The following is a 24,873-nucleotide window of genomic DNA, read 5'->3' as shown; positions in this document are numbered from 1 at the left end:
TTAATTTGAGAGCCTCTTTTTTTTGGTCTGTATAACCTTTTTCATTAGTGTTTCGAATTCTTTCGTATTTATGAATTTCTCTATTATTTTTGCTTTCGGATGTCTGTAATAATATTTTTTAAATTCTAATCCGTGAGGTTTTTCATAAATTGATTGTTGGGTAAATATAAATGCATGAACTAATTCATGATAAATAATAACTTCGAGAACTTCCTCAGGAATTAAATTACTATCCAGTAGTTGACTTATATATACAGTTAAAGAATTCCAATTAAAATATCCTAAAAGATATCCACGGGCTCGTTTTTTGAATTTACTTTTAGACCAGAAAATATTGTTTGTTAGATGATTTTCAAAATATTCATGATTGAGTTTATTAAAGAAATATTTGAGGTCATAGAATTCACCTTGATGGGTTTTGTGTCCTCGATAAATTGGGTTTTTATAAATTTGATATTTTTTAAGGATGGGTAGCACTAATTCTCTTGAAGCGAATTTACCAATAAAAACATTTTTTATTATTTTCCATTCGTTTATAGATGCATCAAAGATAGATGGAAGAGCATAATATATTCTTTGTACTCGTTTTTTAGTTTTTACGTTGATTATAATTTTAACCTTATTTTGTTCATTGTGTATTGCGATATTATTTATAAGTGAATCTGATTTAAGGTAAGATAGGAATTTTTCTGGCTGTTTAATGAACTGATTGGTATTATTGTTCTGATGTTTGATGTGACTTGATGTTTCTATTGCATTTATATCAATATCACGTTTTTCAATGGAATCAAAATCAAATTCTAATTGTAATATATCTCTCATATATGCTATTTCTGATACAATCTTTTAAGATGAGTAAGGAGTATTTTTACGTTTATGTTGAATATATCACATGAATATTATATGAGACAGGCACTCATTGAAGCACAAAAAGCCTATGACCAAGGAGAGGTACCCGTAGGTTGCGTTATTGTGCATAACAATACTATTATTGCACGGGGTTATAATCAACGGGAGCAATTACAAGACCCGACAGCCCATGCGGAAATAATTGCTATCACTTCTGCGTCTTCTGCGTTGAAGAGCTGGCGTCTTGATGGAACAAGGATGTATGTAACGTTGGAACCATGTCCGATGTGTGCTGGTGCTATTATTTTATCGCGGATTCCAGAAGTATATTTTGGTGCTTTTGACCCTAAAGCGGGATGTTGTGGCACATTAATGAATCTTCTTGCAGACTCACGGTTTAACCACAGACCTTTGGTTGTTTCTGGAATTTGTGCTAATGAGTGTGGTTCTTTATTGACCAATTTTTTTCAAGGAATCCGTCAGAAAACGAAAGACACTTTTTAAGATAAATACAGTATAAAAAATTGAATAATCGAATTTTACAACCATATATTATTAATCCATGTTATAATGGATAGATATTAGTTTATTTTTGAAGAGGAACCATATATGATAGAAGTTCGATTACTTGCAGTGACAAAAACTCCGAATAATAGTGGTGGTGCTTTGGTTTTGCTTGAATCAGAAGGGAAAATTTTGCCAATCCTTGTTGGTATACCTGAAGCGGTTTCAATTCAGATGGCACAGATGGGTGAAAAGCCTATACGTCCTTTGACGCATGACCTGATTTGTAATTTACTTGCGGGACTCAGAGCACGATTGGAATCTGTTACAATCTATAAACTTGAAAATGATACTTTTTTTGCCCATATGAATATTGAGCAGAAGAATGCAGAGGGGCAAATTGAGCAGATATTAAAAATAGATGCACGTCCGAGTGATAGTATTGCGGTGGCAATATGTTTGGGCTGTCCAATATTTGTAGCGGAAGAGGTAATGGATATTGCGGGTAGAGAAATTGAACTTCAGGTTGATGAGGAGGAACATGATGATGAGGAGGGTGAAGAACCTCATGAGCATGAATCTGATGAAAATGACCCATTTGGCTAATATTTGTTGTGTTTTTTACAAAAGATAATTCGTCGTTAGATTACAGTATTAAATATCTTTAAAAACCTTAAAGATAAATGGGCTCTATTGAAGAATAGAGCCCATTGTTTATTTTTAATTGCACAGTTTATGTTTTTTATACAACACCTTGGTCTAACATTGCAGTGGCAACTTTCATGAAGCCAGCAATATTAGCACCCACAACATAATTTCCAGGGTAGCCATATTCATCGGCTGTTTCATAGGATTGCTTATGGATAGCAAACATAATTTCTTGGAGTCGTCTATCCACTTCTTCACGTGTCCAATTTGTATGTTGTGCATTTTGTGCCATTTCAAGTCCAGACACAGCAACACCACCAGCATTTGCTGCTTTTCCGGGACCGAACAGGACGCCATTTTGATGGAAAATATCTACTGCCTCTGGTGTTGATGGCATATTTGCACCTTCTGCAACGAGGAAACATCCATTTTTAACCAGAACTTGTGCATCTTCTGCATTTATTTCGTTTTGAGTAGCACATGGGAATGCACAATCACATTTGGCAACTCCCCATGGCTTTTTCCCTTGGAAATACTGGACACCTTTGAATTTTTCGGCATATTCTTTGATTCTTCCGCGACGGACATTTTTCAATTCTAAAACGAAGGCCAATTTTTCTTGGTCAATTCCAGCGGGGTCATAAATTGTTCCATCAGAATCAGAAAGCGTTACTGCTTTGGCTCCAAGCTGGTTTAACTTTTCAATGGTGTATTGAGCAACGTTTCCAGAACCTGAAACTAAACATACTTTACCATCTAATGAATCACCCCTTGTTTTTAACATATTTTGAGCGAAGTAAATCAATCCGTAACCAGTTGCTTCTGGACGAATTAAGGAGCCACCCCAGCTTAATGCTTTTCCAGTGAGTACACCTGTAAACTCATTTTTTATTTTTTTGTATTGTCCAAATAAGTAGCCGATTTCTCTACCACCGACGCCGATATCGCCTGCTGGAACGTCGGTATCTGGGCCGATATGACGGAACAATTCGTTCATAAAAGATTGGCAAAATCGCATCACTTCATTATCTGATTTCCCTTTAGGGTCAAAATCAGAACCACCCTTTCCACCTCCCATAGGTAAGGTGGTTAAAGCATTTTTAAATATTTGTTCGAATGCCAAAAACTTCAATATTCCGAGATATACTGTCGGGTGGAATCGTAATCCGCCTTTATAGGGTCCGATGGCACTGTTGAATTGGATGCGGAAACCACGGTTAACTTGTATATTTCCTTTATCATCTATCCATGGTACACGGAACATAATTACACGTTCTGGTTCAACTAATCTTTCTAATATTCTATTTTCTTTAAATTCTGGATGTCTGTCGACCGCAGGTTTGATAGACTCTAATACTTCTCTAACTGCTTGGTGAAACTCGGGTTCTGCTGGGTTTTTTTTCAAGACGAGTTCAATTACATCTTCAATGTATGGCATAAAATATACTCCTTGTATAAATTAGTTTTGTTTTTAAATTAATTAACGGAAGTAGACTTCCGATATATTATATTAAACAAATATATAAAATCAAGTTTTAAGTTTAATTTATATTAGAATACTGTTATTTACATTTTGTTTTTATATTTTATTATAATATGTCGATCGGAAATATTTCCGTTATTATGTGAAAGGGTATTTATGAAAAGTTTTCAAGAGATAAAGGTTCGTAGACAATTACAAGCGATACTTCAGGTATTAGCCAATCATGAAAGCCCGATTGGCAGTGAACGTATTTCTGAAATATTGAGGATTTCTGGCATTGAACTTACTGATAGAGCCATACGAGATTATCTCATTCTTACGGATCAGTTAGGTTGGACTGTAAACTATGGTCGGAAAGGCAGGAAAATTACTGAGAAGGGAATACGTGAACTTGAGACTGAATTAGTTGTTGACAAGGTAGGATTTGTGTCCTCTAAAGTTGAGGAATTAGCATATCGAATGGATTTTGACATAAAAAAGGGACAAGGAACGATTATTTTAAATATAAGTTATTTTGGGAAGGAGTATTTGAAAAAATTTATAAAGAAGATATGTATGGTTTATGAAAACAATTTAGGGATGGGAAAATTACTTACGATTGCAGATGAAAAGACGCGTTTAGGTTCATTCAGGGTACCTGAAAAACATGTGGCAATTGGGACTATATGTAGTGTGAGTTTAAATGGTATCTTTCTGCGAAACAGTATTCCTATGACCTCACGATTTGGCACTCTTGTGGAATTGAGTGATAGTAAACCGAAACGATTTACTCAGATTATTAGCTACGAAGGGACAACTATTGACCCACTGGAAATATTTATTCGAGGGAAGATGACCAGTGTCTGGGAAGCGACACAAACGGGTAACGGTGTTATTGGTGTTAGTTTTAGGGAAATACCTTCGGTATCTTTAACGAAGGCAAAAGAATTATCGCGGGAAGTGGAGGAGTGTATGTTAGGTGGAATATTGGCGATTGGTTCGCCTAATCAGCCTTTGCTGGATATGCCTGTATCGCAGGGTAGAACAGGTTTACTTGTACTTGCTGGGTTAAATCCGATTGCGGTTCTTGCTGAACACGGAATTGAGGTTATTTCCAAAGCAATGAGCACTTTGTTTGATTATAATTCATTAATTGAGTATACAGAGATAGAGAAATATGTTAGGAATCATTTTTGGTGATTAATAGGAATTACATTATTTGATATTACTATTGATTGGTTGAAAAGTATGGAGAGGTTAGGGTTGAACTTATTTTTTTAATTTCAAGGATTGGGGGTTCTATATTTATGATTCGCCATTGGTTTTCATAAACAGACCAGGTAATAGTTGTTTCACCTCCATTCTCGGAATATATTTCGATAGGAATGTCTCCTTTAATACCTAATGAGTCAGAGAGAGCATAGCCTTTTACTTTTAGGAACAGTGAGACCTTTATCAGGGTCTGATTTTCGGGGGAAGTTTCGAATAACCATTGTCTAACCTGCCATATCATTTTAGGATATGGACAATGCATAAAGAACCATTCGAAGCCTGCTCGCAGATAATCGGCACCTCGTCCAGCAGAATCTTTATAATTTGGAGCAAAAAGATTGATGAGAGAATCTATATTTTTGGAAATAATAGCGGATTCGAACAAAGCCAAATTTTTCAATATTACTTCTGCTTGTTCTTTCTGGGTCAGTTCTAATCCTTCCATCGGGTCTTTGCAATCTGCGAATTCTTCTGGGGAGAGGGCAGTTGAGAGTATTGGTACACTTTCAGAAGTGAACGTTTCAGGTGATAAAACTACTTCTTCTACTATTTTACTCTCTACCGTGCTAAACATAAGATAATCCCCTAAACTTACTGTTCCTGAAATAGGTTCCTGCTCAGAAGTTAGGGCGGTAATGGAATAAGCAATGGTTTGTTGAGGAGAAATGCTTGTATCTTTCCATTCACGGGCATCAATTCCTTTTGCCAGTAAGTGAAATGAGGTATCTGGTGGGAAACGTCGATAAATCTGATAGGAAATGTCACCTTCTCTAAACGGCCATTTTAATACAATACCATCCTGTACACGGTTTGCGGTAAATTTTCGAACAGGTGCAGGCATATTCATTATTTGATATGTCTGAGGTGTATTACTGTAGATATTAGAGTTAAAAATAAAGACCCATTTACCTGCAGAAGTTATAAATGCATTTCCTTCACCTACTGGTTTTGAACTGGTTGATAAAACCTGTGTCCATGTCCATTCGGGATGGGAAGGCCGATAACCTACAATTTCTTCAAAAACATGTGTTTGTTCTGCTGACAAGAAAGATGAAAGAATTGGGATTATATAGGCGTTCCCATTTTCTGGAATTATCAGTGGTAACTTTCCTGAGGATGGGTCACCATAAATTGTTTGAACTATTTTTCCTTCGTTCATTTGTGGGTTTAATTCTTTTAGGTTTTTGTGAAATTCTAATGGGTTTGAAGAAGGATATAGTTGAAAGGCAGATTTTACTTGTTGTAACAGCATATTTCTTTGAGGGATTGGATTTGATGAAATAATATCTTTCAATGTTGGATTAATGGTTCTTTTCCAATGGCTATTTTCTTTACCCAACCAAAGTGCATCTTCATTTTCGAATGCGAATACTGTTGCACCTGCAAGTACACCATTCAATATCATAAGTCGATAGAATGAATTTGGGATACTAATGGTACCTTCAGGGGCTTTTCCAAATAAGCATGGTTTTACAATAAAATCTTTATGATACCACTCTGAACTGCATATAATACCCCAACAAGAAACCGAATTGGTAAGATACAATCCTAACATTTCACCTATTCCAATTGGGGCGGTATCTCCATTATGTCGATAGGCTGGTATAACATACTCGGGGTAGCTTTTCATGATGTTAAATAACGTTTCGCTTTCTGGATGGGAGAGATAACGTGCCCATTCTATAGAATCCATAGACCAATATAGAAATCTACCATAAGAAGCGAGAACTTGTATCATTTTGGAAAGCCATAAGACATGCGAATAATCCAATCCAAAATCATGGCTATAGGAAGGGTATAGGTTCATCGTAAAGTCATGAATAGATATGCCTATTATGTTAGGGAAACGGGCAAAGAGTGCTTCTAACTCTCGATGTTCTGGGCAAACTTCTTGTTTCATAATGGTTGGTATTTTTAGAACAACTGGGCATTTAAATTCCTGGAAGATAGTATTTAATACATCTTCTAATTTTCCTGGGTCACGAATGAGCTCTGGGTAGAAATCAAGCCATAGTGCGGAAAAAGGCTTTAGTTCATCATCTAAATTATTCCATACATTTTTGATCTTTTCATTGGCAGTTCCGAGTTCAATTTCTTTTATGGAACATGTAAAAAGGAAGAGCGGATGGTCTGCTGTAATTTCAGCGACCAGTGGTGGAGATGATATATTTTCTATAGGCTGATCTTGACCTAAACAAATAGCCAGAAAGCAAATTGAAAATGATAGGATATTACACATTATTATTAAAATTCCGTTATAGTAGTTGGAGTATTTTAAAATACTTTACCTATGTTGAACAAACAGTATACTAAATTATAAATGGATAGATATGAAAGAAGAACCAAAAAAGACGCATGTGTATTTAAGGCCTGTGCAGGAATTATATAATCCAGCAAGTAAACTAACTATACGACCTAAGACAAAAGGGCTATTTGTGCATGAACCTCATTGTATATATGCAGAGGCTTATGGTATTGCTCTTACGATGGATATATTTAAGCCTATTGGGAAAAGTAATGGGATAGGTATTATTGATGTTGTTTCTAATGGATGGTTCTCAGATAGACACCAATTAATACAACATATTGGATTGGGGCTTTATGATGTGCTTTGTGGTCAAGGATATTGTGTATTTGCTTTATCTCCTGGTTCTATCCAAATATTTAATGGTATACAAATGATTCATAATGTTCAGGCAGGGATTCAATTCATCATAAGAAATGCAGACAGATTTGATATAGATAAAAATCGACTGGGGATTATGGGAATATCTGCTGGTGGACATCTTGCGATGAATGCTCTTTTAAGGGAACCTAAGTTTATTGGAAGTGCAACCGATGGCATAAAATTTCTATATGAATATATAAAAACGATTGCTTTATTTTGCTCTCCAGTTGATTTATTATCATTTTATTCTATGACAACGTCATCCTGGGAAATTCAAACTATCCTTTTACGTCTTATACGGAAAAAATCTTTTCTTGAAGATGAGATAGAACCACCTGCTGAGGAAATCGAACCTCGTTTGAAAGACTTATCACCATTTTTTTTCCCATTTGAAGATATAACGTCGCCTCCTTCTGTATTTTTATTTCATGGGACAAAAGATTCTCTTGTGCCCTTTTCGCAATCGGAACATTTTTATAAAAAGTTAAAAAGTTATCAATGGAATTGTAATTTAATAACCAAAGAGAATGTAGAACATATATGGAAAGATATGTCTAGGGACTTTGATTATTTAGGCAAACAGTTTTCTATGCAACTAACCAAGTAACATATTTTCATCCTGAAATAATTAAAGAAACTGTTGGTATCTAATTTTTGTCTAATAAAGTGAGTAAAATTGCGTTGTTTTGTTGTATAATAAATAAACACTGCTAAATAAATTTTGAATAATAAATAGGAGCAACGCTTATGAACAAGAGAACAAGACGGCAATTCTTCATTGAGACAGGTTGTTTTGCAGGCGCATTAGCCTTACAACCTTTAATGGCGAAGGCTCAGGACACATCGGCACCGCTTGATATGGTTGTCTGTAAATGGAAAGGAGAACCTATTGTAGAAGAACCGACACGTGAGATAGCAGAAAAGTTAACCAAGAAGGCTATTGAATCACTTGGAGGTATGGGACGGTTTATTAAGAAAGGTGATGTAGTTTGGATTAAGCCAAATATGGCGTGGGATAGGACGCCAGAACAAGCGGCAAATACGAACCCAGATTTATTAAGGACAGTTATTGAACTTTGTTTTAATGCGGGTGCCAAAACAGTGAAGATTGGTGACAATACAGTTAACGATGCAACAAAATCCTATGTAACCAGTGGGATTGCTAATGTGGCTAAGGAAACAGGTGCTGAACTTATATATATTGACCGTAGCCGTTTTAAGGAGACTGATATTGGTGGTGAACGGGTGAAAAAGATACCGTTATACCCAGAAATAATAGAATCGGATATTGTAATTGATATACCTGTTGCAAAGCATCATGCTTCGACTACAGTAACGTTAGCAATGAAAAATTATATGGGCGTGATAGAAAATCGTCGGATGTTCCATCAAGATTTGCCAACATGTATTAAAGATATTACTGCATATATGAAACCAAAAATCAGTATACTTGATGCTATACGTGTGTTGACTGCTAACGGTCCAACGGGAGGTGACCTGAAGGATGTAAAGAGGCTAAATATTGTTGCGGTATCGACTGACATTGTTGCTCTGGATGCTTTTGGCAGTGAGATATTAGGATATGAACCTCAAAAAATTGGGACCGTGATGAAAGGCTTTGAAGCGGGTTTAGGTCAAATAGATTATAAAAATAAATTAAAGTTTCAAGAAATCATAGTATAATCACCATGAAGTTTAAGAAACCTCGTTCATGGACGCAGTGGATACGGCGTCTATCGCAGTTGATTTTTTTTGTTTTGTTTCTGGTACTTGCGTGGCAATTACATTTTCTCGAACCAGGCAATAATGCTGAACCCTACAAAATCTTTTTTCATCTTGACCCATTAATCTTCTTGTTAACTCTCTTATCAACCTTGAGTTTTATCACTTTATCATTGCTGTGCCTAATAACTGTAGTAGTAACCTTAATTTTAGGTAGGGTATTTTGTGGTTGGTTTTGTCCATTTGGAGCGTATCATACGTTTTTTTCATGGTTAGCCCAAAGAGGTAAAAAAAGGAAAGAATATCAAAGTCGGACTTCTGCCCATCGTGTCAAATATTTCATTCTATTTGCTATGTTGGGCATGAGTCTTTTTGGAGGGCATTGGTTTGGCATCTTTGATCCATTTTCATTTTTCTATCGGGCACTTTCAACGGGAGTATTCCCTGCGATCCATATAGGTGTTGAAGAGGCAAGCACAGCTATTTATAGGGAAGACCCAAAAATATTGGGATTACGTATTACCAAAATAACAGAACCTATCTATCAGAAACTTAGAACTGATATTTTTAGAATGACACAAAAAACCTTCTACACGGAAGGGACAATTATTTTTTTCATGCTTATTTTTGTAACAGGACTTAACTTTGTTCGTCCACGTTTTTGGTGTCGTTATATATGTCCCCTTGGTGGTCTTTTAGGTATTATTTCTCAGAAGCCGTTGTTAAGATTGTTCAATGATGAAAATACATGTATTAATTGTCGTCAATGTAGTAAAGCATGTCCAGCAGGAGCACAACCTGACCAGCGTGGTAATTGGCTACCTACGGAGTGTTTTGTTTGTTGGAATTGTGTTGCTTCCTGCAAATCCGACTCTATTTCATTTCAATTCCAACGTTTAGGAAAGCCTAAAATTAAAACCGGACAACTCGACTATCCAAGAAGGACGATTCTTACGGCTATGGCAACTGGTACTGTTGGGATGCTTGGTTTTCGTGTAGTTCCGCAGGCAAAGCAAGGACAGCCTTTTCCTGATATGCTTATTCGTCCACCAGGTGCAAGAATGGAACGAGAGTTTCTCCAACGGTGTATACAATGTGGTGCATGTATGCGAGTGTGTCCGACAAATGCTATTCAACCGACAGGAATTGAGGCTGGTTGGGAGGCACTTTGGACTCCAAAATTAGTCCCCAAAATTGGTTATTGTCTATATAGTTGTAACATGTGTGGTCAGGTTTGTCCAACTCAGGCTATTCAACCATTGACATTAGCAGAAAAACAAAAGACAAAGATTGGACTTGCCACCTTTGACAAAGGTAGATGTATTCCCTACTCTTATGGTCGGGAATGTGCTGTTTGTGAAGAGCATTGTCCTTTATCACCTAAGGCTATATATCTTGTTGAGCGGGAAGTTATCACGAGAGATGGGAACGTAGTAAAAATTAAACAGCCTGAGGTTGACCCTAACTTATGTATTGGTTGTGGAATTTGTGAATGGTCTTGTGTATTTCAAGACAGGGCAGCTATTCGTGTAACCTGTGCTAATGAGTCCCGAAACTCTAAGAATCAGCCGATTTTGACTTTTGATACTTCCTACCCGAGTGAAGTTGATAGCGGTTCTCAAAATAGTCCTTATTAATAAGTTTGCTAACTAATGTTGTTTATAATGTCTATTTTATTTCGTCTTTCCATAGACAAAAGGAGGATGGGGTTTCTTGAACAATCACTGTATCTGGTTTATGACCTAAATATCTTAATTTTTCAACGATCCAAAGGGTTAATATTTCACTTGTAGCCTGTTCTAATCCTTCTATCTCGTTTAACCAGCGATGGTCAAGTATGTCATATATTTCTTTTAATGCTTTGGGTAGCGACTCCATTTGGTCTGAATGCACTTTTACAAAGTAACTATGTCCATGGAGACGGTGGCAAGGATGTTCTAACGGAAGTTTAGGTAATGATTGTGCAGATTCAAAAGAAAAACACCATAGTTCTGGAAGAGAATGTATTGGGGGGCATAAATGTGGTGCGAAACTAAGGTCACCAACAATTCCAATTTGTATATCTTTGAACCACCATGGTTTTTCAGTGAGTTGCTGAATAATCCAATGTTTTATATAGGGAAGTGTTGCGTTATCTTTCAATTCTGGAATTTCATTCAAATAGGAATGGTCAAGGATAGAGATGATAGGTGCTAAATATTTTTTAATCTCACTAAAATCGACAATCCAACCGTATCGCTCATCAATTTCTCCGTGGGCGATAACCTCGATAAAAAATGTATGCCCATGAAGGCTTGCATATTTGCCTCCTTTATGTTCATTTTTATGGGCAGAATCAAAATACATACATTTTGAAATTTGTAGCATAACCACATCTCTTTTTATTATAAAATTAACATTGTATCACCATACGAATAAAAACGGAAATTATGTTCAATTGCATATTGATACGCCTGCATTATTAGTTCTTTACCAGCGAAAGCAAACACTAACGCGAGAAGAGACGATTTGGGTAAATGAAAGTTTGTTTGCAAAATATCTATGGCTTTAAATGTATAAGGTGGATAGATATATTTATTTGTATATCCTGAGCCACTAAAAAATTGTCCGTTTTTATATTGAGTTTCAAGTACTCGTGTAACCGTTGTTCCGACAGCAACAATTCTATTTCCCTTTTTCCTTTTTTCATTTAGTAACATTGCGGTTTGCTCACTAAAAAAGTATTCTTCTTGGTCAAGAATATGTTGTTCAAGTTTTTCAGAGGTGATTGGCTTGAATGTTCCATATCCTACATGTAGTGTTACAAAACAAATGTCAATTCCTTTCTGTTGTAATTTTTTAAACACTCGGTTTGTGTAATGTAATCCTGCTGTTGGAGCGGCAACGGAGCCTGACTTTTGGGCGAATATAGTTTGGTACCTAAGAATATCTTTGGGGTCTGGTTTGTCTCTATGAATATAATGGGGTAAGGGTACTAATCCAACTTTTTTTATCAAAGACATAATATTAGATTTTGGGAATCGAACCAATCTTTTTCCTTCTCCGAGGAAGTCTAATACTTCGCATGTCAGTTCTGGATGGAATACAACTTTTGTTGACTTTGCTACTTTTGCGGAGGGTCGAACCAATGCAATCCAATCGTAATCATCAATTTGTTTTAACAGGAAAACTTCTACTTTTCCGCCTGTTTTCTCTTTATATCCCATTAAACGTGCTGGTATTACCTTTGTGTTGTTAAGGACAATAACATCTCCAGGTAATAAATAATTTGGCAGGTTACGAAAGATATCTTCTTTAATCTTTTTTGTCTCTCGGGAGACAACAAGCAGGCGAGACGAGTCACGTGGTCTCACAGGTTGTTGTGCAATTAAATGTTCAGGGAGATAATAATTTAGTTCTTCAGTGAGCATAATAGAAACTTATAGGTATTTTATTTGCTTTATTGAAAAATATTTGCTGTAGGAAGGAAAATAGGTATTTTTTTAGCGAATGCAGGTTCCTTTCTTTCCTCCTGAATTCCGATATTTACAAGAGAACCAATCATCATCATTGTTGCCAAAAAAGAAGAGCCACCACTACTAACTAATGGTAAACACATTCCCTTAATTGGTAGTAGACCCATATTTACAAAAATCATTACTATTGCCTGAATCCCAACCATACATGTGACACCGACAGCAAGTAAAGAACCTTCAATATCGGGGGCTTTCCGTGCAATTTCAAAACCGTAGTAGATAAATAGGAAGAATAATAAAACAAGGAGTAAGGCAGTTAACATACCCATTTCTTCAGTAATAAGCGAAAATGGAAAATCTTTATTTGCTTCAGGTAAATAATTTAATTTCTGTTCACCAGCACCAATTCCAACACCAAATAAACCTCCGCGATAAAATGAGACTAATGATTGTATGATATGCCATCCTTTTCCAGAGGGATCCCATTCTGGGAACCATGTATATATAATACGGTATATACGGTGAGGTTTCATGAAAATAGCAATACCAAATACAACACTTAGGGCAGTAGCACTAACTATCATTTGCCTAATCCGAATCCCCGCTACGAACATCATACACAGTACTGTTACCATTATCACTGTAGGTATTCCCTGGTCGTTCTCCAAGAAGATTAACCCTGCATAAAATCCACTGATTATCAGTGGCAAGAAAAGACCGAACAATACTTTTTTAAGTTTTGAATAACATTCACTTAAATAGCATGTTATAGATAGTATGACAAGAAACTTTGTAATTTCAGATGGTTGAAAGGTGAAATTCATAGGGAGCAGAATCCAACGTTTGGCACCATGAGACTTATCGCCAACAACAAGGACAAGGATTAAAAGTATAATACATACTGCTGAAAATACGGATAAAAATAGAGGTTTTAGTAATGAATGATAATCGTAAAATAACATAAACAGAAATGCAACAAATCCGATCAACAGTATTATTATTTGTTTTGTTAAAAATTGTTGAAGGTTTTTCTCAATACCTTCAACGCTGTAATTAACAAAAATACCAACGATTATTAATATTGTTGTAATGATGAGGATTGCTGATGCATCTTTATGCATAATATATCACTCCTTTCTTAAGAGTTGCTGAACACATTTTCGGAAATGTTCTCCACGAAATTCATAATTTGGATACATATCAAAACTGGCACAAGCTGGTGATAACAAAACTACTGCATTAGGGAATGCGTTCTCCCATGCTGTTTGAACTGCTTCCTCCATCGAATTAACACGGGTTGTTTTTACCAAATCTGAAAATGCTTCTTCTATATTATGGGCGTCTTCTCCTAATGTAATTAGAAAACAAACCTTTTCCTGAATTAGTGGACGTAATGGTTGATAGCTTGCACCCTTTCCCTGACCACCTGCGATAAGAATGATTGGCTGGTTAAAACTTTCTAAAGCCACTTTTAAACTTTCTACATTTGTAGACTTTGAGTCGTTATAAAACTCTACACCATCTTTTTGGGCAATAAATTCGATTCTATGGGGTACTCCTTTGAAGGAACACATTGCTTTAAATACCTTTTCTGGTGATTCTATTATGGGACATAATGCACACAGAACCGCTAAGGCATTTGCAAGGTTATGTTTCCCTTTTAAGGGGATTTGTTGTATATGTCCGAGATATGTTTCATTAAAATGAATATTTTCATTTTCAATCCATGCACCAGTGGGAACTTTCATTTCTAATGAGAATCTGTATTGACTAACATCTGTGGGTATTTTCATCTGTCGAACCCAATCATCATCCTCATTGATTATTGCGATATCCTCTCTTTGTTGATTTTTAAATATCTTTGATTTTACATCAGCGTATTCTTTGAGCGTCGAATGGCGTGAAATGTGGTCAGGAGTTACATTTAATACACCTGCTATTTGGGGATGGAAATCATAGCAATATTCAAGTTGATAACTGCTAACCTCTGCAACAATCCAATCATAGGACTTGGCTAATAGAACGATATCTGAAAGCGGAGTATCGTTGTTTCCCCCTAAGGCGGTGTTTATTCCTAATTCTCTTAATGTGTAATAAATCCAAGTAGTTACTGTGGTTTTACCATTTGTTCCTGTGATAGCAATTATTGGTTTGTTAATAAAATAAGAAGCATATTCAAGTTCACCGATAATGGGATAGCCTTTCACCATCGCTGTTTTTATTATATTTATATTGGGTGAAATTCCAGGGCTTACGATAACAACATCTGTAGAAGATAAAAGACTTAAGGGGTGTTCTCCAAATATAAATGGAATCTCCAGTTGTTCAAGTTGTCTGACAGTATCAGGCAGTTCTTTTATTTCTTTTTGGTCGTTAACAATGACTATCTTGTTTTGCTGTTTTAAAAGTTTCGCTACTGCAAGACCTGATTTTCCTGCCCCGAGAACCAGGAATCTACGCGAGGTCATTATTTTTTCTTTTGTTTTGTTCATCGTAATTTGAGTGTTCCTAAACTAAGTAATGCAAATAACAGTGCTATTATCCAAAAGCGGAGAGTTACTTTTGTTTCTGTCCAACCTAATAATTCAAAGTGATGGTGAAGTGGAGACATACGGAAAATTCTTTTTCCTGTAAGTTTGAAGGAGGCTACCTGTAATAAAACACTTCCTGCTTCAAGCACAAAAATACCTGCAACAATGGGTAGCAAAAGTTCTTGCTTTGTTAAGACAGCTAACGTGGCTAAAGCACCACCTAATGACAAGGAGCCTGTATCCCCCATAAACACTTCTGCTGGATGCCCGTTATACCATAAGAAACCTAAACCTGCCCCTAACAATGTAGAGCCGAAAACAAAGAGTTCACTTGCTTCTGGGACATACGTGAGGAACAAATACCTACTCCAATCGGCACGGCTTACAATATACGCAATTGCGGCATAAGCCATGATTGAGATAATAGAGCACCCTATAGCCAAACCGTCTAAGCCATCGGTTAAATTTACTGCATTTGAAACACTTACCACTATAAAAGCAACAAATAAAATATATAAGATGCCAAGTGGAATAAATAGATTTTTAAACCCTGGCACACCGACTTTTGTATGTAGAGAGGAAGGGGAAGGATAAAAGGCATCCTTAAATACATGCTCTAAAATTAATCTACTTAATCGCTGTTTTTGATAAGGAATTAATTGTTTATTGCTTAATAAATATGACATGGCTTCTTGACCTATATCTTCATTTTTCCACATTGGGTTTTGATGCCAGGTTCCATTATCAATAATCTGATTTAAGACGCGAATAATAAGGAGTTGTTCTTCAATTTCAAGTTCCTTTTCTAAATTTAATTGAAGGAGATGTTCTTTTAATATGGGAGGTATTTGAGAACAGATGATTGAATGAGGTGTTTCATTGTGTTGTTTTAATGCTTCACTCAATTGATTGCATAATAAAGCCCAATTTTTAACATCTGAATGCACTATGTAAATTGGGCCTGGTGTAATTGGATTAAAATAGAGATAGATACCGAATATTACACCTATTAATATCTGACCAAGAAGTTTATCTCTTGCCCGAAGTCCGTCGTTATGTTTTCGTTTTAATTTAATATAGTCGTCCACAAAACCTAAAATTCCCAGTGCTACGAATATTATTAGGGCAAGCCACAAACATCTATTGGTAAGTCGCCCCCAAATAAGAAGGGAAATACATGTTGAAATGAGGATTAAAATTCCTCCCATAGTAGGTGTTCCAGCTTTCCCTTTATGAAGCTGATGCAGGTCTTCTACATATTCTTTTTTTATATATTGACCTATTTTCATCTCTCTCAATTTATGGATAACGGAAGGACCAATAAACAGGGTCAAAAGAAATGATGTGAATACCGCACCACCTGCCCGAACAGTATGGTAGGTTAAAACATTCATTAAATCGATATATGGAATTAGCAATATTGCTATGTAATAAAGCATTCTATACCCTTATCATAAATAAATTGATATTTATAAGATTAAATAGAGTTATTATAGTAATATGTTTATTATTCATTTATTAATCCTATTTTTCTCTTTAAAGTTTCTATAACTTTTTCCATAGTCATTCCACGGGAACCTTTGACTAAAACAAAGCTTTGAGGCTGAATAATATTCAATAATTTGTCTGCAATATCTTCATGAGTAGAACCTATATATATTTTTGGTACTCCTCCTAACTTTGCTCCTTTGGCTATCTCATTGGCGTAATTTCCATATAGAAATAGATTATCAACACCGTAATTGGCTATTTCTTTTCCTAACGAAAAATGATATTGTCCACTTGCTTCACCTAATTCAAGCATATCGCCAAGTACAGCACATCGATACCCTTGTGGAGCTATCAGAGATAAATACTCTAATGCGGAATTCATACTTGCGGGGTTTGCATTGTATGAATCGTCAATAATAAATAACTCTCCAATTTTATATATTCTTATTCTGCCTGCCCGTTCATAAGCGTCACACAGACTTTTTTCATCTGCAGGAATTTGATGTTTAAATGATACTGCAATTGCAAATAAAAAGTTTGAAAGATAGGCTCGGGAACATAATGGCAAATTGAAGACACCTACGGGTTCCACTTCAACTTTCAATTTGCTATCTGAGACCCTCTGGATGGATTTTATGGATATGTCTCCATTTTGCCCGAAGTAAATTTTTGGTACTAAAATTCGGTTGGCTATAGAAACACAATAGGGGTCATCTTTGTTAACATAGAAACTTCCCCATGGAGGGAGGCACTTGGCGATGTTTGCTTTTTCTTTTGCCACACCATCAATACTGCCCAATCGTTCCAGATGAGCAGGGGCTATCGTTGTAATCCCAGATTCTTCAGGGTATGCAATTGCACATAATTCTGCAATATCGCCAGGTTTTCCTGCCCCCATTTCAATAATACCCCATTCTGTTTCTTCATCCATCTGTAAAAGGGAAAGAGGGCAACCTAATTCGTTGTTATAATTGCCTTTTGATGCTACGACCTTATATTTTTTATTTAACACAGAATAAACTAATTCTTTTGTTGTAGTTTTACCACAGGAACCAGTAATAGCAAATATGTTTGCTTTTAAATTTGTTCTGTGCCATCTTGCAAATTGCTGTAATGCATATAATGTATTCGGGACATAAATAGACGATTCATTGGTCTCTTTTGAAACAATAACAGCAATGGCACCTTTGTTAATAGCTTCCTGGACAAATTGATGTCCATCAACTTTATTTCCGGGCAAAGCGAAAAAAATATTACCAGGTTTAATTGTTCGGGTATCGGTAGAAACACCGGAGAATACTGCATGTTTGTTTCCATTTAACTTCCCATGGACAACTTTTGTTAATTCTCCCAATGTATATTCCCAAGCCATCTATTTTCCTTTCAAAAGTTTACGCGCCACTTCACGGTCATCAAATGGGAATCTCTGGGTACCGATAATCTGATAGGGTTCATGCCCTTTCCCAGCAATAATAACGATGTCATTAGGCTTTGCTTTGCTCAAAGCAAATTCTATAGCCTCTTCCCTATTTTCTATAACAAAATAATTATCGCCTTTGTCTTTACCCATCTTCTGAACACCAACTTCAATATCTAATAAAATTCTCTTCGGGTCTTCGGTTCTGGGATTATCAGAGGTAAGAATGACGATGTCAGCCCATTTTGCGGAAACCGCCCCCATCTTAGGTCTTTTGGTTTTATCTCGGTCACCACCACATCCAAAAACAACAATTAGTTTTCCTTTGGTTAAATTTCTCGCTGTTTGTAGGACGTGATTTAAGCCATCTTCCGTGTGGGCATAATCGACAACAACAGTAAAATCTTGTCCTTCATCAATTATTTCAAACCTTCCAGGGACACATTTTAAGTTTTTAATACCTCTTTGTATATCCTTTAATGGAATGCCTATTTCTCCTGCAACTGCGGTAGCACAAAGTGCATTAAAAACGTTATGTCTACCGATAAGATTAAGTTTTACATCTATCTCCCCGAAAGGAGTACGAAGAAGAAACTTTGTTTCTTTCATACTACCTTCTATATCTTTTGCAACATAGTCGCCTTTTAAGCCATATGTAACACATTTGGCATTCGTTGCTTTTATAAAATAATCGGCATACGAATCTGAGGCATTTACGACACCGATGCCTCCATCAGAAGGTAATATTTCAAAGAGTCGGAGTTTTGCTTTTAGGTAATCTTCCATCGTTTTATGAAAGTCCAGATGGTCTTGCGTCAAATTTGTAAAAGCACCAATTGTAAAATGGATTCCAGAAACTCGGTCTTGTGCAAGTGCATGACTGCTAACCTCCATCACCACATGGGTAATACCCTGCTGTTTTGCTCTGGAGAAGAGTGCAACTAAATCTTCATTAAAAGGTGTGGTATGAATTGCATCTATCTGTTGGTCTCCAAAATTGTAGCCAAGGGTTCCAAAACGGGCTACAGAGATGCCTGCCTCCTTTAAGATGCTTTCGATTAAAAAGGTCGTGCTTGTTTTTCCATTTGTTCCAGTAATACCAATAACAACCATTGATTTTGTCGGGTCACCTGCAATGAAATGAGCGATTTCACCTAAGAGCTGTCGTGGAGTTTCATGAATGAAATAGGGTATTTGTCTCTGTGCTAATAAAAAAGCCCACTCTTCGGGAGGTGTGGCAGAACTGATAACGGCGATTGCTCCTTTTTCTATAACTTCAGGGATGTAAATACTACCATCAGAATGTTCCCCACGAATAGCAACAAAAATACATCCTTCCTGTACTTTTTTTGAATTCTCGGTTATTCCTCTTACCTCTTTTTCTGGAATGGGTAGTGAGGAATTTAGTTTCCAACGCTGAACAATATCCCGAAGATTCATCTCTATTCCTTTGCGGTTACTGATGTCTTTTTCATTTCATCTTCTACGACACCAGAAAAATTTAGTTGACACACATCAACATTTTCTAAAGGTGCTCCTGGGAATGGAATCTGGGAAATAACTCTTCCATAGCCATTACATTCATATTCAATCTTTAATGCGGTCAATACATTCAACGCTTGATGTTTAGTTAATCCTAAAAGATTCGGCAATGTTTCAGATTCTTTAGCCATTTTTATGAGTTCTTCTTCAGATAATGGATTTACAGGGATTGAAGGTTTTACTTTTTCCTCTGCCTTTTTATTAGGGGATTTTTTTCCCGTGTCTGCAAACAAGGAGTCAGTGGCTTTTTCATTTACTGGCATAGAAGGTTCATCTGTTAAGATTTCATTAATCCATTGTGGTTCAATACTTTCAAAATATAAGGCGTCGTTATCTTTTTCAACGCTATTTTCTGCTATAAAACCATCTTGTTTGAGTAATTCAAGAGGTACAGGGTCTGGGGGAACTTTTAGCCGTGTTAGAGTGTAATAAACTACATTTTTAAATACAGGACCGCAAACATATCCACCGTACTTAATTTTTGACATTGGATAACGTATAACAATGACTGCTACAATTTTGGGATTTGTTACTGGAGCAAAACCAGAAAAGACCGAAATAATTTTATTGGGGTCGTAACCGCCTCCTTCGCTTCTCGGTCGTGCGGTGTGAGCGGTACCTGTTTTTCCCCCGACTTTATATTGAGGGATATTTGCAGATTTCCCTGTTCCTTTAAGAACAACCTGATGGCATAATGTTCTTATAGTTTCCGCAGTTTCTGGTTGAATAACTCTTGTAAAAGACTCCGCTTTATGTTCATATATCACTTCACCCGAAGGGAGAACTGCCTTTTCAACAAGATAAGGATCCACTAAATAACCACCATTTGCTATCACAGCATAAGCTCGTGCTAATTGAATAGGTGTGACATTAACAGCATAACCAATAGACATTGAACTCAATGTTGTTTCAGCTCTGTTGGTTGAGATTGCTCCTATTCGTTCGGTAGATATGTCACTAAGTGCTTTTGTACCAAAACCAAATTTTTTAACATATTCTCTTAGAGTGTCTAAACCGACTTTCTGTCCCACTTTAACAAAACCGACGTTACTGGATTGTTCAAAGCACTTCCAGAAAGGAACTGCCCCCATACCGTGGACGTCGCGGATTACTTTATTCCCAACTCGATAACTTCCACCTTCGCAGTTAATAATAGTATCTTTTGTAAAACCACCTTTTTCTAAACCTGCACTTGCAGTAATTACTTTAAATGTAGAACCAGGCTCTATCAATTCGTAAAGCACCTTATTTTTAAGTGCATCACCCTGTCTTGTTTCTGGGAGATTTGGGTCGTACGAAGGTCGAGAAGCCATAGCTAATATTGCTCCTGTGTATGGATTCATAATAATTCCCATCCCATCAGAAGCATTGCACTCGATAATCCTTTTATCTAATTCTTTTTCTAAAACATGTTGAATTTCTAAATCTATTGTAAGTTCTAAATTAGCCCCTGGACATTGTCCTTGTTGTTCTTGAGATGTTGATGGAAGAATAAATCCATTACCTGTCTTTCTACCTGTTATTTCAGTTGGGTCTGCGTATAAATAGCGGTCCCAATCTCGTTCTATTCCATCCATGCCAGCAATCCGTCCCCCATCCTTACTATCATTTCTTGCCACAAATCCAATAATATTTCCGCCTACATCTTGATGTGGGTATTGACGAAGCCATTCATATTTTATAAAAAGGGGTTTGCCTCTTTTTTGCATAATTGGGTCTTCATCTGGCTTGTCCCTTAAATAAAATAGAATCTCCTGCCATAGTGTTAACTTGTTTTCGTCTTTCTTTTGCGACTCTTTATATTTCTTATCATGCCATTTATTAAGTTTACTAATAAAATCTTCCAATTCTGCTTTTGAAAGATTCTCAACGGCTCGTTGAATAAGCACGTACCGCAATTTATTTCCAGCCTTATCCGTTTGAATCATCTTTTGTCGGACTAATTCATAATCCAAACCTAATTTTTTTGAAACCATTTCTGCCATTTCATCGGGATACAGGATATCTGCAGGTGAACAAAATAAAGAAGGGGTATAAACAGAATAGGCAAGTAAATTTTGGGCTCTATCATATATTGAACCCCGTGGATTCTCACGCACTATTTTCCCAGAATGAGAGAGAGCAGATTTTTTAACAATTGTTTTTGGGAAAAAACACACAATAACAAGCCGAACAATAATAATACAAAACATCATCCATAAAATTAGTTGCAGGTAAGCAATTCTATCAATTGATATTATTCGTGGACTATCATCTTCAATATCGAATGGTGATTTTTTAATTAACCTCCCAAACATATGCTACATCTCCTCAAGTAAAAATTCAGTTGAAAAGTCAATATTGTTTACACTTTTATCGTTCTTTTTTTCCTCAGTGGTTTTTTCAACAACTTCTCCTTTAACAGGGTTCCCATCGATTTTTTTAGGTTCTGCTATTGCTGGTGAAGACTTTAATCCCTCTTTAAGTATTTTTTGTCTTATTGATGACACGCTCTGGTCAATATAATCATAAATTTTATCTAATACACTTTTGTTTTCTTTTATTTCCTCATTCGCCACGAATATCATTTCGGTTTTTTTCGGTTTTTCAGGGAATAACATATCAGACGAGGCATATTGAACTAATCGTTCTCTTTCTTGTTTACTATATGGGATACGAACAATTTGCTCGGGACTTGGCGTAAATAAGCCGAGTTGATAGCCTAAACGGGTCATATTTTGAAGGTTTTCTAATCTTGATTTTTCGGCTTTCAATGACTCTATCTCTGACATTAGAGCCCTTAGACCAAACTCTATATTTTCATCATCTACTTCCTGTTGTTTTTTCTTAAATCTAAACATATTGATTAATTGGGATAAATAATTTACAAAGGTTCGTTCTTCTGATTCCCCTGTAGAAGGGGTTGAATTTAAATTATTTTTATTGATTGCTGGTGTATCATGTTTGTCTTCTTTTACTTCTCCTTCGTTTATTTTGTAGCCAATCCATTTTCTTATATCTCGTTTTGCATCAATTTTAAGATAATCCCACTTTTGTTTTTGAACATTGATGTACAAGTCTACCGCTAATACGCCTGCAACGATTAGGATAGGTATCAAATATAATGTTCCGACAAATAAGGTTTCTTTTCTTATTTGGACATACTTATTACTCATTAGTTCATCATTCCCCTTGAACAAAATATTTCAAAATAGTTATTTGACATTTTTTGTATTGACCTCATCTTTGCACTTTTTGACCTTGGATTATTTTGTATCTCTTCTTTTGAAGGTATCAGAGGTTTCGGAGTTAAATTTTGGGCTATTGGTGGTATTTCTCGTTTTAGAAACCCATCAGATGAGTATTCTTTTAAAGGATGTGTAATAAGTCGAAACACTGATTTTACAATTCTATCTTCACCTGAATGAAAACTTATTACAACAAAAATACCACCTTCTGATAATATTTTTAATCCTGCCCATAAACCTTTATTTAAGTGGAATAGCTCCTTATTTACTGCAATTCTTAATGCTTGAAATATTTGTCTTACTTCATCGGGTAATTTATTTTTTGCAGGAAATATTTTTAATATTACATTTACTAAATCTGAAACTTTTTTTAATCTACCTTTTTTATGCTCATCAATAATAACTTTTGCAACACGCAAATGTTTTGGAACATCTCCGTATTCTTTTAAGATTTTTGAGAGAGCTTGAATTTCTATTTTTGCCAACAAATAACTTAATGGTTCGTCATCATTTGGATTCATTCGCATATCTAAAGGGCCATCTATCTGGAATGAAAGTCCACGTGAAGAGTCTTCTAATGCAAAGCTTGATATACCTGCATCAATTAATATTGCGTCGACATTTTCTAATCCAATTTCTTTAATTATTGTTTCCATATCTGAATAGTTTGCATGAAAAAGTTTTACTCTTGTTTCGTTTTTAAAACGTTCTCTACAGAGTTGGATAGATTTAGGATCACGGTCAATACCTATTACCATTTGGGGTGATAATTCTTCAAGAAAAATAGAGGTGTGACCTCCAGCACCGATTGTAGCATCAACAAAAATCCCTCTCTCCTTACCTCTTAGAAGTTTTACAACTTCCTTTGCCATAACTGGTATATGATAAGGTTTGCTAATCATAAATTATTGACATAAAAAGTCAAAAGATTTCCTCCAGTTTATCTGTTGGAAATGGTTAAATGTTTATGCTACAAGTTTAAATGCGTCGATAGCGTTCTTTTCGTTTGGATATATCTCAAAATAATGCCAAATTCCGAGAAAACGGAAGAGCTGTTCGACAAAAATTGCAGGAGATACTAACTTTAAATCGCCTCCTTTTCTCCTTGCCATCTGTAAACATTCTAATAGATAACCAGATGCTTCCATATCCATCATCTCGACATCATGCATGTTAACCACAACATGATTTCTCTTGTGGCGGATGTAATCGGCAATAATCAGCCGTAACTCACACATATTTTTCTCATCAAGCTCACCTGAAGCCCGAATGAGAATGACATGCCCATAATCCACTTTTTCAATTTCCATAACCAACCTCCTATCAGGATAAGTTTTGATTTATATTTGTAAGAGGAAATAACTCCTCCATAAAATTTTTCATCTCTATTTGCATATTATCCGTTTGGAAAAATTCATCCCATAAACTCTCGTTCCATATTTCAAGATATGACCCACATCCAGCTATCACCGCATTATCTAAAATCTCTGCCCATTTTCGAAATGGAGCAGGTAAGGTTATTCGATACTGACCATCTGGACGGACTTGCACTGACCCACCGACAAAACGACGACGTAAAAATTGAGCTTTGGGATTTAAAGTTGGAAGTTGCTCTAACGTATCCGTAATTTTTTTCCAAAGTTCAGAAGGGAAAAGTAATAGATTTTTATCAAAGCCTCGTGTTAAATACCAAACAGTATGATTGTAATCTTTCATCACTGTTTTTAATGCATTAGGAATTAGAATTCTACTTTTACTGTCAAGAGTCACATGGTATTCGGATTGGTATATAATCACTATTTATCTCCACCAAATTACTATTATTTTACTATTATATTTACATATAATAACACTTAAAATACATATTGTCAAGTTAAATATTGATAATTTTATTAAAAATAATATAAAAATTTAAAATAAAAACATTTATTTTATATAAATAAAATGGATGGGGAGATGTAAAAATTTACAAAGTAATATGTTTTACTTACTAAGATATGTTTGCTGTATTCATACCATTTGCGATTAAAAAATGATTAAAAAACTGATGATATTGAAGAGTCAAATATAAAATCCCCCTGAAGA

21 protein-coding genes are annotated in these 24,873 nt (G+C 35.8%); 6 read left to right on the top strand and 15 right to left on the bottom strand.

Annotated features, from left to right (window positions below; genetic code table 11):
- Positions 1–822 carry a SprT-like domain-containing protein gene (locus PLJ10_04000; protein HOK08807.1) on the bottom strand — a complete coding sequence of 274 codons (822 nt, stop codon included), beginning with the start codon at positions 820–822 and terminating at the stop codon, positions 1–3.
- A 54-nt stretch (positions 823–876) separates the two neighbouring features.
- Here PLJ10_04000 and tadA point away from each other — a divergent pair, with 54 nt between their 5' ends.
- Both tadA and PLJ10_03990 read left to right on the top strand, forming a co-directional pair.
- A complete protein-coding gene (gene tadA, locus PLJ10_03995; protein HOK08806.1) occupies positions 877–1,353 on the top strand; it encodes a tRNA adenosine(34) deaminase TadA in 477 nt (158 codons plus the stop codon).
- Between the two features lie 105 nt (positions 1,354–1,458).
- Positions 1,459–1,959, top strand: coding sequence for a bifunctional nuclease family protein (locus tag PLJ10_03990; GenBank protein ID HOK08805.1), 501 nt, complete (start codon positions 1,459–1,461; stop codon positions 1,957–1,959).
- Between the two features lie 136 nt (positions 1,960–2,095).
- On the opposite strand, the gene gdhA is transcribed toward PLJ10_03990, so the two are convergent.
- Positions 2,096–3,439: an NADP-specific glutamate dehydrogenase gene (gdhA, locus tag PLJ10_03985; protein HOK08804.1), complete on the bottom strand. Its 1,344-nt coding sequence runs from the start codon at positions 3,437–3,439 to the stop codon at positions 2,096–2,098.
- A gap of 201 nt (positions 3,440–3,640) precedes the next feature.
- Between gdhA and PLJ10_03980 the strand changes: the two genes are divergently transcribed.
- On the top strand, positions 3,641–4,663 hold the full coding sequence (locus tag PLJ10_03980) for an NrpR regulatory domain-containing protein (protein HOK08803.1): 1,023 nt from the start codon (positions 3,641–3,643) through the stop codon (positions 4,661–4,663).
- A gap of 28 nt (positions 4,664–4,691) precedes the next feature.
- Here PLJ10_03980 and PLJ10_03975 read toward each other — a convergent pair whose 3' ends face one another.
- Positions 4,692–6,974, bottom strand: coding sequence for a hypothetical protein (locus PLJ10_03975; GenBank protein HOK08802.1), 2,283 nt, complete (start codon positions 6,972–6,974; stop codon positions 4,692–4,694).
- Positions 6,975–7,065: 91 nt separating this feature from the next.
- Between PLJ10_03975 and PLJ10_03970 the strand changes: the two genes are divergently transcribed.
- The 3 genes from PLJ10_03970 (at position 7,066) to PLJ10_03960 (ending at position 10,762) form a co-directional block, all read left to right on the top strand.
- Positions 7,066–8,010 carry a prolyl oligopeptidase family serine peptidase gene (locus PLJ10_03970; GenBank protein ID HOK08801.1) on the top strand — a complete coding sequence of 315 codons (945 nt, stop codon included), beginning with the start codon at positions 7,066–7,068 and terminating at the stop codon, positions 8,008–8,010.
- A gap of 140 nt (positions 8,011–8,150) precedes the next feature.
- Positions 8,151–9,086 carry a DUF362 domain-containing protein gene (locus PLJ10_03965; GenBank protein HOK08800.1) on the top strand — a complete coding sequence of 312 codons (936 nt, stop codon included), beginning with the start codon at positions 8,151–8,153 and terminating at the stop codon, positions 9,084–9,086.
- Positions 9,087–9,091: 5 nt separating this feature from the next.
- Positions 9,092–10,762, top strand: a complete 1,671-nt coding sequence (locus tag PLJ10_03960; protein HOK08799.1) for a 4Fe-4S binding protein — start codon at positions 9,092–9,094, stop codon at positions 10,760–10,762.
- Between the two features lie 31 nt (positions 10,763–10,793).
- Here the strand turns inward: PLJ10_03960 and PLJ10_03955 are convergent, their stop codons facing one another.
- The 12 genes from PLJ10_03955 to PLJ10_03900 all read right to left on the bottom strand — a co-directional run bounded on the left by PLJ10_03955 (position 10,794) and on the right by PLJ10_03900 (position 24,585).
- Entirely contained in the window at positions 10,794–11,492 is a 699-nt protein-coding gene (locus tag PLJ10_03955) for a 6-carboxytetrahydropterin synthase (GenBank protein ID HOK08798.1), read from the bottom strand.
- A gap of 17 nt (positions 11,493–11,509) precedes the next feature.
- Positions 11,510–12,535 (bottom strand): tRNA preQ1(34) S-adenosylmethionine ribosyltransferase-isomerase QueA, encoded by a 1,026-nt coding sequence (queA, locus tag PLJ10_03950; protein ID HOK08797.1) that lies wholly within the window; start codon positions 12,533–12,535, stop codon positions 11,510–11,512.
- Between the two features lie 29 nt (positions 12,536–12,564).
- Positions 12,565–13,701: an FtsW/RodA/SpoVE family cell cycle protein gene (locus tag PLJ10_03945; protein ID HOK08796.1), complete on the bottom strand. Its 1,137-nt coding sequence runs from the start codon at positions 13,699–13,701 to the stop codon at positions 12,565–12,567.
- A gap of 6 nt (positions 13,702–13,707) precedes the next feature.
- On the bottom strand, positions 13,708–15,072 hold the full coding sequence (murD, locus tag PLJ10_03940; GenBank protein HOK08795.1) for a UDP-N-acetylmuramoyl-L-alanine--D-glutamate ligase: 1,365 nt from the start codon (positions 15,070–15,072) through the stop codon (positions 13,708–13,710).
- On the bottom strand, positions 15,069–16,550 hold the full coding sequence (gene mraY / locus PLJ10_03935; protein ID HOK08794.1) for a phospho-N-acetylmuramoyl-pentapeptide-transferase: 1,482 nt from the start codon (positions 16,548–16,550) through the stop codon (positions 15,069–15,071). The genes murD and mraY overlap by 4 nt, the downstream gene beginning before the upstream one ends.
- Positions 16,551–16,618: 68 nt before the next feature.
- Positions 16,619–17,974, bottom strand: a complete 1,356-nt coding sequence (gene murF / locus PLJ10_03930) for a UDP-N-acetylmuramoyl-tripeptide--D-alanyl-D-alanine ligase (GenBank protein HOK08793.1) — start codon at positions 17,972–17,974, stop codon at positions 16,619–16,621.
- A complete protein-coding gene (locus tag PLJ10_03925; protein HOK08792.1) occupies positions 17,975–19,459 on the bottom strand; it encodes a UDP-N-acetylmuramoyl-L-alanyl-D-glutamate--2,6-diaminopimelate ligase in 1,485 nt (494 codons plus the stop codon).
- 2 nt (positions 19,460–19,461) lie between these two features.
- Complete coding sequence (locus PLJ10_03920; GenBank protein HOK08791.1) at positions 19,462–21,858, bottom strand: penicillin-binding transpeptidase domain-containing protein; 2,397 nt, start codon at positions 21,856–21,858, stop codon at positions 19,462–19,464.
- A 3-nt stretch (positions 21,859–21,861) separates the two neighbouring features.
- Complete coding sequence (locus tag PLJ10_03915) at positions 21,862–22,716, bottom strand: hypothetical protein (protein HOK08790.1); 855 nt, start codon at positions 22,714–22,716, stop codon at positions 21,862–21,864.
- On the bottom strand, positions 22,716–23,690 hold the full coding sequence (gene rsmH, locus PLJ10_03910; protein HOK08789.1) for a 16S rRNA (cytosine(1402)-N(4))-methyltransferase RsmH: 975 nt from the start codon (positions 23,688–23,690) through the stop codon (positions 22,716–22,718). The genes PLJ10_03915 and rsmH overlap by 1 nt, the downstream gene beginning before the upstream one ends.
- Before the next feature lie 63 nt (positions 23,691–23,753).
- Positions 23,754–24,098 (bottom strand): anti-sigma factor antagonist, encoded by a 345-nt coding sequence (locus PLJ10_03905; GenBank protein ID HOK08788.1) that lies wholly within the window; start codon positions 24,096–24,098, stop codon positions 23,754–23,756.
- A gap of 13 nt (positions 24,099–24,111) precedes the next feature.
- On the bottom strand, positions 24,112–24,585 hold the full coding sequence (locus PLJ10_03900; protein HOK08787.1) for a hypothetical protein: 474 nt from the start codon (positions 24,583–24,585) through the stop codon (positions 24,112–24,114).
- Positions 24,586–24,873: the final 288 nt, after the last annotated feature.

Source organism: Candidatus Hydrogenedens sp. (genome assembly GCA_035361075.1).
Classification (GTDB): domain Bacteria; phylum Hydrogenedentota; class Hydrogenedentia; order Hydrogenedentales; family Hydrogenedentaceae; genus Hydrogenedens.
Note: the sequence above shows the minus strand (reverse complement) of the source record. Positions and strands in the feature narration are given on the sequence as shown.

Bases quoted from the DNA above. Each gene is read 5' to 3' on its own strand.
- PLJ10_03965 (HOK08800.1), top strand. From the start codon at position 8,151: ATGAACAAGAGAACAAGACGGCAATTCTTCATTGAGACAGGTTGTTTT.
- PLJ10_03960 (HOK08799.1), top strand. From the start codon at position 9,092: ATGAAGTTTAAGAAACCTCGTTCATGGACGCAGTGGATACGGCGTCTA.
- PLJ10_03920 (HOK08791.1), bottom strand. From the start codon at position 21,858: ATGTTTGGGAGGTTAATTAAAAAATCACCATTCGATATTGAAGATGAT.
- mraY (HOK08794.1), bottom strand. From the start codon at position 16,550: ATGCTTTATTACATAGCAATATTGCTAATTCCATATATCGATTTAATG.
- tadA (HOK08806.1), top strand. From the start codon at position 877: ATGTTGAATATATCACATGAATATTATATGAGACAGGCACTCATTGAA.
- gdhA (HOK08804.1), bottom strand. From the start codon at position 3,439: ATGCCATACATTGAAGATGTAATTGAACTCGTCTTGAAAAAAAACCCA.
- murD (HOK08795.1), bottom strand. From the start codon at position 15,072: ATGAACAAAACAAAAGAAAAAATAATGACCTCGCGTAGATTCCTGGTT.
- PLJ10_03970 (HOK08801.1), top strand. From the start codon at position 7,066: ATGAAAGAAGAACCAAAAAAGACGCATGTGTATTTAAGGCCTGTGCAG.
- PLJ10_03990 (HOK08805.1), top strand. From the start codon at position 1,459: ATGATAGAAGTTCGATTACTTGCAGTGACAAAAACTCCGAATAATAGT.
- PLJ10_03975 (HOK08802.1), bottom strand. From the start codon at position 6,974: ATGTGTAATATCCTATCATTTTCAATTTGCTTTCTGGCTATTTGTTTA.
- PLJ10_03905 (HOK08788.1), bottom strand. From the start codon at position 24,098: ATGGAAATTGAAAAAGTGGATTATGGGCATGTCATTCTCATTCGGGCT.
- queA (HOK08797.1), bottom strand. From the start codon at position 12,535: ATGCTCACTGAAGAACTAAATTATTATCTCCCTGAACATTTAATTGCA.
- PLJ10_04000 (HOK08807.1), bottom strand. From the start codon at position 822: ATGAGAGATATATTACAATTAGAATTTGATTTTGATTCCATTGAAAAA.
- rsmH (HOK08789.1), bottom strand. From the start codon at position 23,690: ATGATTAGCAAACCTTATCATATACCAGTTATGGCAAAGGAAGTTGTA.
- PLJ10_03925 (HOK08792.1), bottom strand. From the start codon at position 19,459: ATGAATCTTCGGGATATTGTTCAGCGTTGGAAACTAAATTCCTCACTA.
- murF (HOK08793.1), bottom strand. From the start codon at position 17,974: ATGGCTTGGGAATATACATTGGGAGAATTAACAAAAGTTGTCCATGGG.
- PLJ10_03915 (HOK08790.1), bottom strand. From the start codon at position 22,716: ATGAGTAATAAGTATGTCCAAATAAGAAAAGAAACCTTATTTGTCGGA.
- PLJ10_03980 (HOK08803.1), top strand. From the start codon at position 3,641: ATGAAAAGTTTTCAAGAGATAAAGGTTCGTAGACAATTACAAGCGATA.
- PLJ10_03955 (HOK08798.1), bottom strand. From the start codon at position 11,492: ATGCTACAAATTTCAAAATGTATGTATTTTGATTCTGCCCATAAAAAT.
- PLJ10_03945 (HOK08796.1), bottom strand. From the start codon at position 13,701: ATGCATAAAGATGCATCAGCAATCCTCATCATTACAACAATATTAATA.